This is a genomic window from Bacillus sp. T-10(2022) (assembly GCF_056502895.1).
Map to the genome: position 1 here is coordinate 1,640,808 of NZ_CP113518.1, position 13,588 is coordinate 1,654,395.

Below are 13,588 nucleotides of genomic sequence, written 5' to 3' on the forward strand. Positions count from 1 at the left end.
TAATAACATACTAACCGGTTAGTAAGTTAAAAGGAGGAATCAATTTGAACTTTGAACATACTCAAAAGGTGAAAAACTTGGAAAAGAAGTTAACGGAATTCATGGAAAAGCACGTATACCCAAATGAATCAATATACAAAAAGCAGCTCGAAGCACAGAAGAGCCGCTGGAGTGAAATACCCCCGATATTATCTGAATTGACGGCAAAAGCAAAGGAAGAAGGATTATGGAATTTATTTTTGCCTGATAGCAATTATGGCGCGGGTTTAACAAATCTAGAATATGCCCCGCTTTGTGAAATCATGGGAAGGTCGACGATAGGACCTGAAATCTTCAACTGTAATGCGCCGGACACCGGTAATATGGAAGTGTTGGTGAGATACGGTTCAGATGAACATAAGGAACGCTGGCTGAAGCCCTTGCTTGCTGGGGAAATCCGCTCATGCTTCTCGATGACGGAACCGGAAGTGGCGTCTTCCGATGCGACCAATATCGAATGCAGGATAGAAAAGGCGGGTAATGAGTATGTCATAAACGGCCGAAAATGGTGGTCTTCAGGAGCAGGCGATCCCCGATGCAAGATTGCCATCGTCATGGGTAAGACAGATCCTGAGGCGTCCAAGCATGAACAACAGTCAATGATTCTTGTACCGCTGGATACACCGGGTGTCAAAATCGAGAGAATGCTCCCTGTGTTTGGTTATGATCATGCCCCGCATGGCCATGCTGAAATCACTTTTGAAAATGTGAGGGTCCCGGCAACGAATATTCTATGGGGTGAAGGTAAAGGATTTGCAATTGCCCAAGGACGACTCGGACCCGGAAGGATACATCATTGCATGAGGCTGATCGGCGCTGCTGAAAGAGCACTTGAAGAATTATGTAAGCGCATTCAATATCGTGTCGCTTTTGGTAAAACATTGGCGAGACAAGGTGTGATCATGGAGTGGGTTGCCGATTCACGGATTGAAATCGAACAAGCAAGACTTCTGACCCTAAAAGCCGCTTATATGATGGATACTGTCGGGAACAAGGAAGCGAAGGCGGAGATTGCCATGATAAAAGTGGTGGCACCTAATATGGCATTGAAAGTGCTGGACAGGGCCATCCAAGGCTTTGGTGCTGCAGGGATTTCCGATGATTTCCCTTTTGCTGCACATTGGGCAAATGCACGGACATTAAGGCTTGCTGATGGTCCCGATGAAGTTCACCGCTCACAAGTTGCTAAAATAGAACTTCGAAAATACCAACAAAAGCATGAGGTGAAAATATGAAAGTTACCGACTTATTCGATCTGACTGGAAAGACGGCGATCATAACCGGCGGAGGGAGAGGATTGGGAGCACAAATAGCGACCGGCTTTGCCGAAGCTGGGGCAAATGTCGTTCTTTGTTCAAGGAAGAAGGAGGCATGCGACGAAGTTGCTTCGCAAATCGAAAAGCTTGGAGTCAAGGCACTTTCCTTCAAGTGTGATATCACCAATCCGTCAGATGTACAGGAGGTTGTTAACGAAACTTACCGTGAATTCGGTGCCATCGACATTTTAGTAAACAATAGCGGGGCATCCTGGGGGGCACCGGCCGTCGACATGCCCCTTGAAGCATGGCAGAAGGTGATGAATGTCAATGTAACCGGAACCTTTATCATGAGCCAGACAGCAGGCAGGGTCATGATTGAGCAGGGACATGGGAAAATCATAAACATCGCTTCCGTCGCTGGATTAGGGGGGACAGACCCCAGGGTGCTCGATACGGTCGGATATAATACGAGTAAAGGGGCGGTCATTACTTTAACAAAGGATTTAGCTGTTAAATGGGGTCAGCATAATATTAATGTAAATGCAATCGCACCTGGATTCTTTCCGACAAAAATGACGAAAGGGGTTCTTGAGCAAGGGAAGAATCCTATCTTGGATTCCACGCCGCTAAAAAGATTTGGGAGTGATGATGATTTAAAAGGGGCAGCGGTTTTCCTGGCCTCGAAGGCATCTGATTTTGTGACTGGAAATATCTTGATTGTCGATGGGGGTTCACATGCAAAGTAATGAAAGGTAAGTAAATATGGCTGGAGGGTATGAAATGATGAATGAAAAAAAATGGCTGTCCGTTTATCCTGATTCAATTTCAAAGGAAATAAAAGTCCCTGAGTTTCCGATGCAAAGAATCCTTCAAAATGCATGTCAGTCCTATCCAAACAATACAGCTATTACTTTTTATGACCGAAAGATATCTTATCAGGAACTTTTTCATGCGTCGCAAGCCTTTGCTTCAGCCCTGCAAAAAAAAGGTGTTCAAAAAGGCGACCGTGTCGCCATCATGCTGCCTAACTGTCCGCAATACGTCATTGCGTATTATGGTTCGTTGACAACAGGAGCCATTATCACCCAAATCAACCCAATGCTGGTTGAAAGGGAGCTGCAGCATATTTTACAGGACTCCGGTGCAGAAACGATCGTGGTATTGGACGGATTATACCCGAAAGTGAAAAGTGTTCAGCAACATGCAAACCTGAAAAATATTATCGCCGTAAGCCTTCAGCCTTCGGAAGCAGATTTCCAGCCTGATGCTTCTTTTGACCAATTCATGAAGACAGGAGACGGGAAAATCAATCCAGTATCAATCGATCCGGAAAATGATATAGCTGTTCTTCAGTACACAGGTGGGACGACAGGCCGTTCAAAAGGGGCGATGCTGACTCACAGCAATATTTTGGCCAATGTCGTTCAATCGTATGAATTCTTCAAGCATGAATTAAAAATGGGCTCTGAAAGAACGCTGTCGGTCATCCCGCTTTTTCATGTTTTTGGAATGACATCCGCAATGAATTTATCCGTGTATATCGCGGGTGACTCGATCATGCTGCCACGATTTGAAATAGAAGAAGTGCTGGAAACGATAAAGCGTGAACAGCCGACCACTTTTCCTGGTGTACCTACCATGTATGTAGCGTTGACGAATCACCCGAAAGCAGAAGAATATGGAATGGGCTCAATTCAGGTCTGTAACAGCGGAAGTGCACCGATGCCCGTGGAACTGCTGCGTGAGTTCGAACGAAAATCAGGTGCAAAGATATTGGAAGGCTACGGTCTTACGGAAGCTTCGCCAACAACTCATTGTAACCCGGTATTTGCTAAAAGGAAGCCGGGGAGCGTCGGGATCGGAATCCCTTCGACTGAATATAAAGTGATGGACCTGGGAGACGGGACAAAAGAAGTGGCCACTGGCGAAATGGGGGAATTGGTCGTCAAAGGACCCCAAGTGATGAAAGGGTACTGGAATATGCCGGAGGAGACGGCGGTAACCCTTAGGGATGGTTGGCTTTATACGGGTGATATCGCCAAAGTTGATGAAGACGGGTATCTCTATATTGTCGACAGGAAAAAAGATTTGATCATCGCAAGTGGTTATAATATATATCCGCGAGATGTGGAGGAAGTGCTTTATGAACATCCTGCTGTCCAGGAAGCGGTTGTCATCGGCGTTCCGGATGCGTACCGAGGGGAGTCGGTAAAAGCGGTGCTTGTACTTAAAAATAATAAAACGGCAAATGAACTGGAAATCATCGATTATTGCCGTGCCAACCTATCGGCCTATAAAGTTCCGCATTTCGTTGAATTTCGTGAAGAGTTACCGAAAACAAATGTCGGAAAGATTTTAAGGCGGGCTTTAAGAGAAGAACTTTCTAGGAAATAAGAGGGCTTTGATAGTACGAAAGCGTATGATATCAATTCAGCTGAAATTTTAACAGATTGCGAGGGTGCTTACATGAAAGAAAAAATGACAGAACATAGCATACGCTTATTTGAAAAGAAGGGCTTTAGTGAAACGTCGATTTCTGACATCGTCGAATCGGTCGGGGTGACGAAGGGAACGTTTTATTATTACTTTACGAGCAAAGAGCAATTACTTATGGATATTCATCTCGCTTATATAGACGAGTTGCTTGGTGAGCAGGAAATGATCATTTCGGAACCTGGAAAAAGCTGTAAGGATAAGCTTTTCGATATGGTATATATGCTTTTAAAAAGCATCAAAACCAAAAAATCCAGCGCAACTGTCTTTTTCCGTGAAATGAAAAATCTAAGTGACGAAAAACTTGCACAAATCCTTCCTAAGCGGGATGAGTTCCGTAATAAAATCGAGCAAGTGCTGATTAGCGGCATCGAGAGCGGAGAACTGCGTTCCAATCTCGATGCATCCATCATCTCTTTTGCTATTTTGGGTGTAGCCAATTGGAGCTATCATTGGTTCGACCCAGAAGGTGAAAAAACCGAACAGGAAGTTGCATCCATTTTTATGGGGATGATTCTGCACGGAATTGAAGCGTGACCAGGACACATACTAATCAGTTAGTAGAAGGGAGATAGAAGGCATGGCCAACAAGCAAATTCAATCGATAACCGTAATTGGGGCCGGGCAGATGGGGCATCAAATTGCGATGCTTGCTGCACTTGGAGGTTACGAAACGATTCTTCAGGATGTTCAGGAAAACGCGTTGAATACAGCCAAAGAAAAATTAGACGTCATTTTGACTAAATGGGTTCAAAAGGGAAAATTGTCTGAAGATCGTAAATTGGCTGCTTTTAGCCGTCTTCAATATACTTCCGATCTTGAGAAAGCTGCGAGTGGAGCTGATCTGATCATTGAAGCGGTAGTTGAAAAACTTGATGTGAAACAGGAAGTCTTCGCTAAACTTGAAGAATTCGCCCCCGCGGAAACCATTTTTGCAACGAATAGTTCAACGATCGTCAATAGCCTGCTTGCGAGTGTGACGAATCGTCCGGATAAGTTTATTAATATGCATTTCTTTTTTCCGCCTCTAGTAATGGATTGCGTTGAGGTTGTCATGAGTGATCAAACATCGGAGGAAACAGCCAAGCTTGCGATGGAAGTGACAGAGAAAATGAATAGGACAGGAGTTTTGTTGAGGAAAGAGATATCGGGATTCGTAGCCAATCGAATTTTGGGAGCGTTACAGCGTGAGGCCTTATATTTGTATGAAGAAGGAATTGTGGATTATAAGGATATCGATTTAATTTGCAGGAAAGCTTTAGGCCATCCCATCGGCCCTTTTGAACTGATGGATCTATCAGGTATTGATGTAGGATATTTTGTCATGCAGCAGCGATACAATGAAACTGGAAATCCAGAAGACAAGCCAAATGCTTGTATAGCAGAAAAGGTGAATAAGGGACATTTAGGAAGGAAAACAGGAAAAGGCTGGTATGATTATCCAAATCAAGGAGTGAAGAATAGATGACAAAATTAATTAGAGTGGTTAAGGAAAATAAGCTTGCGGTCATCACCATCGATAATCCTCCATTAAACGTAATCAGTAAACAAGTATTCAGAGACTTGGGAGAAACATTCGATGAACTTTCAAAAGATAATGAAACTGTTGCGGTACTCATAACAGGTGCAGGCAATATCGCATTTGCGGCTGGGGCTGACATAAAAGAATTCCCTAGCATGATGGGGAACCCGAATATGAAGGAAATGGTAAAGGAAGGTCATGCCGTCCTAACCAAAATCGACCAGTTTCCTAAACCTACAATAGCTGTATTAAACGGCCTGACTTTGGGCGGCGGATGTGAACTGGCTCTGGCCTGTGATTTGCGAGTGGCTGAAACACAGGTTCAAATTGGTCTGCCGGAAGTGAAATTAGGCTTATTTCCTGGAGCTGGCGGTACACAGCGTTTGTCCAGACTTGTCGGAAACGCAAAGGCAAAAGAGATTATATTTACCGGTGATCCGCTAGGTGCCATAGAAGCGGAAAAGATCGGGCTTGTCAATAAAGTCGTCGAGCAAGGCTGCGGCTTATCGGAAGCGAAAATCTTGGCCTCACGAATGACAAGGCACTCACTTCAGGCACTTTCGAGAATCAAGAAGGCGATTAATGAAGGAAGTGAAGCCACGCTTGAACAAGGTCTGGAGATTGAAACGAATCTTTTTGAAGAAATCTTCCAAACTGAAGATGTTAAAGAAGGGGTTTCCGCTTTCTTGGATAAACGTAAACCTGCTTTTGTACATCGTTAATTCAAGGAGGGGTCTTATGCATGAATTGGAAGTCGACGTCCGTTTTTCCGAAACGGATGCTTTGGGCCACATCAATAACACAAGCTATTTCATTTACCTCGAAGAAGCACGCATGAAATTTTTTGAAGCTTTGGGCTTAGCGACGAATGTCGAGTCATGGAACTTTTTGTTAGCCTCCACTAAATGCGACTTTATTGCTCAGGGATATTTCAATCAACTCTTGACCATTCGTACATCTTTGACAAAGGTAGGTACGAAAAGCTGTGATATGGTACATGATATCCTCTGCTCACAAACTGGGGAAATCATTGCTAAGGGAAGTGCAGTTTTAGTTTGTTTTAATTTTTTGAATCAAAAAAGTGAACCTATTCCTGAAATGATTAAAGAAAAACTCATTTCACATCTTGTTCATAATTAGAATGAAGGAGTGAAAGAACATGGTTGACGATACGATTCCCGTTCGGCCCGGCGAGGAACTGAATATTGGTGCATTAGAAGGTTTCCTAAGAAAAAATATATTGGACCTTCCAAATGAACCGTTAGAATTGCAACAATTTTCAACGGGCTATTCCAATTTGACCTATCAGCTGAAAATGGGTGAGTGGGAGGCTGTTCTCAGAAGGCCTCCGCTTGGTCCTGTTGCTCCAAAGGCACATGATATGAAGCGTGAACATCATATCCTTTCCTCAATCAACCCATATTTTCAAGCGGCTCCCGAGCCTATTCTGTTCTCGGATGACGAATCGATTGCCGGGGCCCCTTTTTTCCTAATGGAAAGGAAACATGGAATTGTAATAGATACCGAATTTCCCAAGGAAATCGAGCCAACTGTCGAAAAGTGCCGACAGCTTTCTCATGTCATGGTCAATCGGCTTGCTGATCTGCACTCGATTCCCTATGAGAAAACTGGGTTGGTGGAAATCTCCAAACCTGAAGGGTTCATTGAAAGACAGGTGCGCGGATGGATTTCCCGCTATGAGAGAGCAAAAACTGATGAAATCAAGGAAATACGACCGCTTACCGATTATTTTCAACATAATATCCCGAAACATAGCCAGACTTCTATTATCCATTATGACTATAAGATCAATAATGCCATGTTTAACCAGGACCTTACAGAGATGGTTGGTTTATTTGATTGGGAAATGTCCACCGTTGGTGATCCGTTAGCCGATCTAGGAGTGGCTTTAAGCTACTGGACGGAAAGCGGTGATCCGGAACTTATCAAAATCGGTGTGGGTAAAGCGTCCGTCACGACTTTAACTGGTTTTCCGACACGAAGGGAATTTATCGAGATGTATGCAGCTAGAAGCGGCAGGGATGTTTCCAACGTCGATTTTTATTTAACATTCGGTTACTTTAAGTTGGCTGTCATTCTTCAGCAAATCTATTATCGATATAAAAAAGGCCAGACTAATGATCCCCGTTTTTCCAATCTCGGAAAAACGGTTAAAAGCTTACTCACTCATGCAGCAAATGTAGCTGCGAAGGAAGTTTAATACAATGGAGTATATACAAAACATTCATTTGCTGCTAAAAAAAGAAGAGATAGATGGGAAAAAGCTTCAAGAAGGGGAGAAAGTCGCGGTCGTACTTGATGTGTTATTAGCAACCACTACGATTATTTCAGCACTTCATGAGGGAGCACGCCAGGTGATACCTGTCATGGATCCAGTGGATGCCTTGGTGAAAAGCCAGGAATTGGACCATGGGGATGTTGTAGTGGCAGGGGAACTAAAAGCTAAGCCGGTTGATGATTTAATGTACCCGAGTCCGACGCTATTGAGTAAGTTGGTACGCGACAAAACATTAATACTGTCCACGACTAATGGAACGGTTGCGTTGAGAAATTCAGCCGCTGCCCAAAAGGTTTATATCGCTTCTTTGTTGAATAATCCGTCGGTTGCGGAAAAAATAAAAAAACATCATAAAACAGAAACGATTATCATCGTTTGCTCGGGAAACTCAGGTGAATTCAGTCTGGAAGATTTTTACGGTGCAGGCCATTTGATAGATTGCCTGATTGCTGGATCGCAAGGCTCGTTCATCCTCAATGATGCAGCAAAGGCTGCCAATGCACTTTATCGCACGAATAGCGAAAATGCCTTTGATATCCTGAAATCATCGTATGTCGGACAGCTGTTTGACAAACATAGTTTGATCGCCGATTTGGAATTGGCGGCGCAAAAAGGTTCGTTGGATCTTGTGCCGGAGTTGGTGGATGGAAGGATCGAGGCTGAATTGAAAAGGCAGGAATCGTAGTTCAAAATCCAGATAAGGAGTGAAGGGGATGAGGTTTTCACAATCAATAGCGGTGGTGACAGGTGCAGGCTCCGGTATTGGGAAAGCTACAGCGATGCGCCTATCGGACGAAGGGGCAAAAGTGTTATTGGTAGGGCGGACGAAAGGAAAGCTGGAGGAAGCGGCTGCAGAAATCAATGCCAGGCATACGATTCCCGTGGCCGACATTTTCCCTGCAGATGTTACCGTCGAGGAGGATGTAAAAGAGCTGGCCATGTATGTAAAGGAACAATATCGTGACCTTCACATTTTAATCAATAACGCAGGTGGATCAAAGTCCTCGAAGCTTTTGGATACATCTGCAGCTGATTGGGATATGATTCAGCATGTCAATTTGAAAAGTGTCTTTCTTGTTTCCAAGTACTTGGGGAAAGTGATGGAAGAAGGAGCGGGCACTGGTAATGAAGGCTCCGCCAATCGGGCAATCGTGAATGTGGCTTCACTGTCAGGGCATCAGGCAGGGGCATTCATCCCGCATTACAGCTCTGCTAAAGCAGGTGTCATCAGTTTAACTAAATCATTGGCACTGGAACTCGCTGCAGTCGGCATTCGGGTCAATTCCGTATCACCTGGATTCATTGAAACTCCATTAACGGAGGGTGGATTGCAAAATGAAAAATTCGTAAAGTCCATTCAACGGAACACTGCACTGGAAAGAGTGGGGAAAGCGGAGGAAATAAGTAATGTCATTACCTTTGCTGCTTCCCCGGAGGCTTCCTATATGACTGGGACGGATTTATTGGTGGATGGCGGCTGGTTGATCAAATAGAAAAAGGGGATGGGTAAATGTTAAAAGAACACTTAGTGACTGAAGTAATCGATAATGTAATGATCCTGACTTTGAATCGTCCTGAAAGCTTGAATGCGTTTAGTCCGGATATGATTGCAAGCTTAACGAAAGCGATTAAGGATGTAAAACATACACCACATATAAGGGCCGTCATCATCAAAGGGGCGGGAAGGTCGTTCACTGCAGGAGGAGACGTAAAGTCGATGGGGAAGGCCTCTGCAGGTCAATTGTATGATCATGTCGGCAGAATGAACGAATGCATAATGGCTCTGGATGCTTCTGAGGTTCCCGTAATCGCTGCCGTCCATGGATTTGCAGCAGGGGCAGGATTCAATTTGGCACTCGCTTGTGATTTGATCGTTGCTTCCGATGATAGTCAATTTGCCATGAGTTTTTCACAGGTAGGCCTGATTTCTGATGGAGGGGGTTCTTATTTTTTACCTAAATTAGTAGGGCCCCACCTTGCAAAGCAGCTCTTCTTTTCTGCCGAACCGATTTCTGCGGAGCGCTTATACCAGTTAGGTGTCATTAATTATATTTACCCACTCAATCAACTTGAAGAAGAATCATTGAAACTTGCGGAAAAGCTGGCAAATGGACCGACAAAAGCTTATGGAATGATGAAAAAGCTCGTTAGTCATTCATTTACTGCTACACTTGATGAAATACTCGAACAGGAGCGCATCACGCAAACCTTGATGGCTTCAACAGAAGATCATCTGGAGGGAGTTGCAGCATTCAAAGAAAAGAGAAAACCGGAATTTACTGGGAATTAATAGGGGAGGGATAAAGATGAGAGCCATTCATTTTGAAGAATACGGCGGACCGGAAGTACTGAAATTGACTGAAATGGAAAGACCAGTGCCAACTGGGCATGAAGTTCTGATTGAAATCGATTGTGTCGGCGTCAATTATGCAGATACAGCCAGAAGGGAAGGGCAATATGTAGTACCTACGCCGCTTCCGTTCATTCCAGGTGCGGAAGTGGCGGGAGTTGTGGTGGAAGTTGGTGGAAAGGTGACTAAAATCAAACCTGGTACAAGGGTCGTGAGTTTAATTGAATCAGGTGGATATTCAGAATACGCCCTATCTGATGAATTCTCGGCCATTCCGCTTCCTGATGCCATTCAGTTCCATGAAGCTGTTGCCCTGCCCCTGCAAGGCCTGAGCGCCTATCATATTTTAAAGACAATGGGACGCATGCAACAGGGGGATACGGTATTGGTCCATGCTGCTGCAGGTGGAGTAGGAACGATTGCTGTCCAGCTAGCCAAAATCTTCGGAGCTGGAAAAGTGATTGCCACAGCCAGCACAGTGGAAAAGTTGGAACTGGCTAAAGAGATGGGGGCAGATGAACTCATCGATTACACGAAAGAAGGATGGGAAATGGAAGTCCGTGAGGTCACGGGAGGAAAGGGAGTCGACGTGGCGCTGGAAATGGCTGGAGGGGATATTTTCAATAAAACATTGAAATGTTTGGCACCATTTGGACGTCTAGTTGTTTTTGGTAATGCCAGCCGTAAGCCTTATACGATGAACCCGCAGCAATTAATGAGGCGCAATCAATCCGTCGTAGGTTTTTTCCTGCCACAGATCATGAAACACCCAGATTTACTGTTGCCCAGCATTCAAGAACTTTTTGCATACGTCGCGTCTGGGGAACTTAAGCTAACCATCGGCGGAATCTATCCAATTGAAAAGGCAGCAGCCGTCCATGAGGAAATGAACGCCCGTCAAACAAAAGGGAAGTTGATTTTGCAGGTTAAATGAGAAGAAGGGGTGTGATGCACCCCTTGTATGATAATGGATTTTTGCCCTTCTGGAACGACTCAATCCGTATCGGTGCTGACATCTTTATCGGGATGCATGAAAGGCGGCTGCGGTGCTCTTTTACCCTCTAACAATTCACGGTTTTCAGTTGAATTCCAGCCTATATCATTGGTGGGGTGTATCCATTCGTCTCCAGCCATGATTTCCGGATCTGTATCTTCATTCCAATTTTCAAGTGGTGAGTTTTCGGATGCATATTTACTGTCGCCGATGACGACACCATAATCATTAACGAATGGAGCTTGTGGTTTTATGCCGGTTCCTTTAAAGCTTGGTGCGTTAATTTGGTGTGGTTGTGTATCGTCGATAATTGGTGAATCCAATTTTTTTTTCATATAGCGTCTCCCTTTCCGTTTTACGGTTATTTTTCTCGTCTGTCCCTATATTATCCCTGAATAATTTCCGGCATTTTTACCCCATTCTAAAGATGTAAACTATATTAAAAAGGGTGGATGAAAATGAAACGGAAAGCCAATGTGGATGGTGCTGTCAAAGCAAGTAAAACGCCAAAAAGAAACCAAGCTGAAAATGAATTTTCCAATGAGTTCGCAATGGAGGAAAACGCAATGAAAGGTGCCAACCGCAATTCAAAGCAAGGCAGAAAAGGAAGAAGTTAATGGATAAAGAAAAACGGGACAGCAGGGAAAAGATGGGGGAACATGTACGAACGGAATTTGGAATCGAATTCAGCGGCGATATGAACGCAACAAAAATTTATGAAATTTTGGCAAAAGAAAATAAAAAACGTGAAAGTGATAAGTAAATAAGGACGGACCCAATTCTTGGGTCCGTCCTTATTCTTAAAGCATGATGCTGCCAGATTTTGAGAGAGGGAAAATTGTTGATCCCTTACCACTCGGATCAAAATAGGCAAGCATGAACGATGGTTTATCGACGATTGTTCCCTCAGCTAAATACGTTTCCAAATCAAAGGGAAGTGCCTCGAGCAATGTGTGTTTGTGTATTTCCTTTTCATTAAGGGCCAAAGCTGTGAAAGAGGAACCAAGCTGTTCAGGGTTATTCAGAATATCTTCATATATCTCTTTCCGCCCATTTTTATCTAATGAAGCTTCCCACCAAGGTTTACGTGGTTTGTATTTTTGATTCATGAAATAATCCAATTTCATGAGTCCGATAATGTTTTTCAGTTCGGCAGATTCCCGGGAAGCCAAAAACTGCTGTAAACGTCTGAACAAGTCTTCAAGCTGATGTCCGATTCGTGACCACCCTTGTTCATCCCAATAGGTACCGAAATCTTGAAAGAAGTCGAACGGTGATTGAAATACCGTTTGGACAAGATATTCCGTGGTATGGTCCATTCTATGATCGTTCCAGTATTTTTCAAGGACATCTTCAACTTGTTTAATACGGACAATGTCATCGAAGGATAAAACATTATTCCCCAGGATTTCATAGGGAGCATGTTCGCTGTATATATATTGGTGTTCATCGGCACGTATCCTTAAGCCAGTGCCACGAAGCATCTTTAAGAAACCAAGCTGCATCTCTTCGGGTCTGAGCTCGAAAACATCATTGAAGGTCTTTCTGAAAGAATGATAATCTTCTTCTGGTAAACCGGCAATAAGGTCTAAATGCTGATCAATTTTCTGACCTTCTTTTACCATGGTTACGGTCCTTGTCAGTTTTTCGAAATTCTGCCTTCTCATAACTAGATCATTCGTATGATCATTCGTCGATTGTACCCCTATTTCAAAGCGGAACAAACCTGCTGGGGCATTATCGTTCAAGAACTGGATAACTTCCGGACGCATGATGTCCGCCGTGATCTCGAATTGGAAAACCACACCGGGAAGATGTTCATCGATTAAGAATTGAAACATTTCCATGGCATAGCTTCGGCTGATATTGAAGGTTCGGTCAACGAACTTAATGGTCTTTGCACCATTAGACATTAGGTACCTGATATCTTCTTTAATCTTTTCACGATCAAAATACCTGACACCCACTTCAATCGATGAAAGGCAAAATTGGCAGCTAAAAGGGCAGCCTCGGCTAGTTTCGATATAGGTGACACGTTTAGATAGGTCGCCACGGTCTTCCTCCAAACGATATGGAGTAGGGAGGGATTTCAAATCTACCTTGCCGTTCTGAGGCTGGATGATTTTTTTCCCATCCTGCCGATACGCAATGCCGCCGACTTTCTTATAGTCATTCGAACCTTCGATTTCTGATAAAAGGGCCTTAAAGGTGACTTCACCTTCGCCAATTACGATGAAATCAGCCCCGGGAATCTGATCAAGCCATTCCCCAACATCATAGGTGACTTCAGGTCCGCCCAGGATGATAACCAATCCTGGATTGATCTTCTTCAGCATGGCTACGACCTTCATTGTTTCCTCGATGTTCCAAATATAGCAGCTGAACCCGATTACATCAGGTTTTTTGGAATGAAGGTCACCAACTATGTTCATAATCGGATCTTTTATTGTATATTCTGCCAGCTGTACATCATAATCTGGCTGGGCATAAGCTTTTAAATATCGGATGGATAGCGATGTATGGATATATTTTGCATTAAGAGTACTGATTATTATATTCATGTTAAAGGGCGTAAAGTAAACGCCTGACTCCTTTCGTGTACATGTCTTTTTAAGCCAACAAGCACTAACGA

At 43.8% G+C, this 13,588-nt stretch carries 16 protein-coding genes; 14 read left to right on the forward strand and 2 right to left on the reverse strand.

From position 1 onward, the window contains the following. Positions 1-44 precede the first annotated feature (44 nt). The 12 genes from OSJ91_RS08035 to OSJ91_RS08090 all read left to right on the forward strand — a co-directional run bounded on the left by OSJ91_RS08035 (position 45) and on the right by OSJ91_RS08090 (position 10,896). Positions 45-1,274 (forward strand): acyl-CoA dehydrogenase family protein, encoded by a 1,230-nt coding sequence (locus OSJ91_RS08035; RefSeq protein WP_413016443.1) that lies wholly within the window; start codon positions 45-47, stop codon positions 1,272-1,274. Further along, the gene (locus OSJ91_RS08040; RefSeq protein ID WP_350301865.1) at positions 1,271-2,044 is read left to right on the forward strand and encodes an SDR family oxidoreductase; all 774 of its coding nucleotides are present in this window, start codon (positions 1,271-1,273) and stop codon (positions 2,042-2,044) included. The genes OSJ91_RS08035 and OSJ91_RS08040 overlap by 4 nt, the downstream gene beginning before the upstream one ends. Before the next feature lie 37 nt (positions 2,045-2,081). After that, on the forward strand, positions 2,082-3,692 hold the full coding sequence (locus OSJ91_RS08045) for a long-chain-fatty-acid--CoA ligase (protein ID WP_350302820.1): 1,611 nt from the start codon (positions 2,082-2,084) through the stop codon (positions 3,690-3,692). A gap of 72 nt (positions 3,693-3,764) precedes the next feature. Beyond that, a complete protein-coding gene (locus tag OSJ91_RS08050; RefSeq protein ID WP_350301866.1) occupies positions 3,765-4,328 on the forward strand; it encodes a TetR/AcrR family transcriptional regulator in 564 nt (187 codons plus the stop codon). Between the two features lie 43 nt (positions 4,329-4,371). Beyond that, positions 4,372-5,259 (forward strand): 3-hydroxyacyl-CoA dehydrogenase family protein, encoded by an 888-nt coding sequence (locus OSJ91_RS08055; protein WP_350301867.1) that lies wholly within the window; start codon positions 4,372-4,374, stop codon positions 5,257-5,259. Then, positions 5,256-6,035 (forward strand): enoyl-CoA hydratase, encoded by a 780-nt coding sequence (locus OSJ91_RS08060; RefSeq protein WP_350301868.1) that lies wholly within the window; start codon positions 5,256-5,258, stop codon positions 6,033-6,035. The genes OSJ91_RS08055 and OSJ91_RS08060 overlap by 4 nt, the downstream gene beginning before the upstream one ends. Positions 6,036-6,051: 16 nt before the next feature. Then, positions 6,052-6,453 (forward strand): acyl-CoA thioesterase, encoded by a 402-nt coding sequence (locus tag OSJ91_RS08065; RefSeq protein ID WP_350301869.1) that lies wholly within the window; start codon positions 6,052-6,054, stop codon positions 6,451-6,453. A 19-nt stretch (positions 6,454-6,472) separates the two neighbouring features. Then, positions 6,473-7,534 (forward strand): phosphotransferase family protein, encoded by a 1,062-nt coding sequence (locus tag OSJ91_RS08070; protein ID WP_350301870.1) that lies wholly within the window; start codon positions 6,473-6,475, stop codon positions 7,532-7,534. A 4-nt stretch (positions 7,535-7,538) separates the two neighbouring features. Beyond that, positions 7,539-8,297 carry a 2-phosphosulfolactate phosphatase gene (locus OSJ91_RS08075; protein ID WP_350301871.1) on the forward strand — a complete coding sequence of 253 codons (759 nt, stop codon included), beginning with the start codon at positions 7,539-7,541 and terminating at the stop codon, positions 8,295-8,297. A gap of 28 nt (positions 8,298-8,325) precedes the next feature. After that, positions 8,326-9,105 carry an SDR family NAD(P)-dependent oxidoreductase gene (locus tag OSJ91_RS08080; RefSeq protein WP_350301872.1) on the forward strand — a complete coding sequence of 260 codons (780 nt, stop codon included), beginning with the start codon at positions 8,326-8,328 and terminating at the stop codon, positions 9,103-9,105. Positions 9,106-9,122: 17 nt separating this feature from the next. Beyond that, the gene (locus OSJ91_RS08085; RefSeq protein ID WP_350301873.1) at positions 9,123-9,902 is read left to right on the forward strand and encodes an enoyl-CoA hydratase/isomerase family protein; all 780 of its coding nucleotides are present in this window, start codon (positions 9,123-9,125) and stop codon (positions 9,900-9,902) included. A 16-nt stretch (positions 9,903-9,918) separates the two neighbouring features. Continuing rightward, complete coding sequence (locus OSJ91_RS08090; RefSeq protein WP_350301874.1) at positions 9,919-10,896, forward strand: quinone oxidoreductase family protein; 978 nt, start codon at positions 9,919-9,921, stop codon at positions 10,894-10,896. Between the two features lie 59 nt (positions 10,897-10,955). Here the strand turns inward: OSJ91_RS08090 and OSJ91_RS08095 are convergent, their stop codons facing one another. Further along, positions 10,956-11,291, reverse strand: a complete 336-nt coding sequence (locus OSJ91_RS08095; protein WP_485891359.1) for a DUF3905 domain-containing protein — start codon at positions 11,289-11,291, stop codon at positions 10,956-10,958. Positions 11,292-11,414: 123 nt separating this feature from the next. On the opposite strand from OSJ91_RS08095, the gene OSJ91_RS08100 reads away from it, so the two are divergent. Both OSJ91_RS08100 and OSJ91_RS08105 read left to right on the forward strand, forming a co-directional pair. Continuing rightward, positions 11,415-11,573 carry a hypothetical protein gene (locus tag OSJ91_RS08100; protein ID WP_094246584.1) on the forward strand — a complete coding sequence of 53 codons (159 nt, stop codon included), beginning with the start codon at positions 11,415-11,417 and terminating at the stop codon, positions 11,571-11,573. Further along, positions 11,573-11,719: a hypothetical protein gene (locus OSJ91_RS08105; protein ID WP_350301876.1), complete on the forward strand. Its 147-nt coding sequence runs from the start codon at positions 11,573-11,575 to the stop codon at positions 11,717-11,719. The genes OSJ91_RS08100 and OSJ91_RS08105 overlap by 1 nt, the downstream gene beginning before the upstream one ends. A gap of 37 nt (positions 11,720-11,756) precedes the next feature. Here the strand turns inward: OSJ91_RS08105 and OSJ91_RS08110 are convergent, their stop codons facing one another. Beyond that, positions 11,757-13,517, reverse strand: coding sequence for a B12-binding domain-containing radical SAM protein (locus OSJ91_RS08110; RefSeq protein WP_413020280.1), 1,761 nt, complete (start codon positions 13,515-13,517; stop codon positions 11,757-11,759). Between the last annotated feature and the right edge of the window lie 71 nt (positions 13,518-13,588).

What these genes read in the sequence shown, in the direction of transcription:
- OSJ91_RS08040 (WP_350301865.1), top strand. Translation starts at nt 1,271, where the DNA reads ATGAAAGTTACCGACTTATTCGATCTGACTGGAAAGACGGCGATCATA.
- OSJ91_RS08045 (WP_350302820.1), top strand. Translation starts at nt 2,082, where the DNA reads ATGAATGAAAAAAAATGGCTGTCCGTTTATCCTGATTCAATTTCAAAG.
- OSJ91_RS08050 (WP_350301866.1), top strand. Translation starts at nt 3,765, where the DNA reads ATGAAAGAAAAAATGACAGAACATAGCATACGCTTATTTGAAAAGAAG.
- OSJ91_RS08055 (WP_350301867.1), top strand. Translation starts at nt 4,372, where the DNA reads ATGGCCAACAAGCAAATTCAATCGATAACCGTAATTGGGGCCGGGCAG.
- OSJ91_RS08060 (WP_350301868.1), top strand. Translation starts at nt 5,256, where the DNA reads ATGACAAAATTAATTAGAGTGGTTAAGGAAAATAAGCTTGCGGTCATC.
- OSJ91_RS08065 (WP_350301869.1), top strand. Translation starts at nt 6,052, where the DNA reads ATGCATGAATTGGAAGTCGACGTCCGTTTTTCCGAAACGGATGCTTTG.
- OSJ91_RS08070 (WP_350301870.1), top strand. Translation starts at nt 6,473, where the DNA reads ATGGTTGACGATACGATTCCCGTTCGGCCCGGCGAGGAACTGAATATT.
- OSJ91_RS08075 (WP_350301871.1), top strand. Translation starts at nt 7,539, where the DNA reads ATGGAGTATATACAAAACATTCATTTGCTGCTAAAAAAAGAAGAGATA.
- OSJ91_RS08080 (WP_350301872.1), top strand. Translation starts at nt 8,326, where the DNA reads ATGAGGTTTTCACAATCAATAGCGGTGGTGACAGGTGCAGGCTCCGGT.
- OSJ91_RS08085 (WP_350301873.1), top strand. Translation starts at nt 9,123, where the DNA reads ATGTTAAAAGAACACTTAGTGACTGAAGTAATCGATAATGTAATGATC.
- OSJ91_RS08090 (WP_350301874.1), top strand. Translation starts at nt 9,919, where the DNA reads ATGAGAGCCATTCATTTTGAAGAATACGGCGGACCGGAAGTACTGAAA.
- OSJ91_RS08095 (WP_485891359.1), bottom strand. Translation starts at nt 11,291, where the DNA reads ATGAAAAAAAAATTGGATTCACCAATTATCGACGATACACAACCACAC.
- OSJ91_RS08100 (WP_094246584.1), top strand. Translation starts at nt 11,415, where the DNA reads ATGAAACGGAAAGCCAATGTGGATGGTGCTGTCAAAGCAAGTAAAACG.
- OSJ91_RS08105 (WP_350301876.1), top strand. Translation starts at nt 11,573, where the DNA reads ATGGATAAAGAAAAACGGGACAGCAGGGAAAAGATGGGGGAACATGTA.
- OSJ91_RS08110 (WP_413020280.1), bottom strand. Translation starts at nt 13,517, where the DNA reads ATGAATATAATAATCAGTACTCTTAATGCAAAATATATCCATACATCG.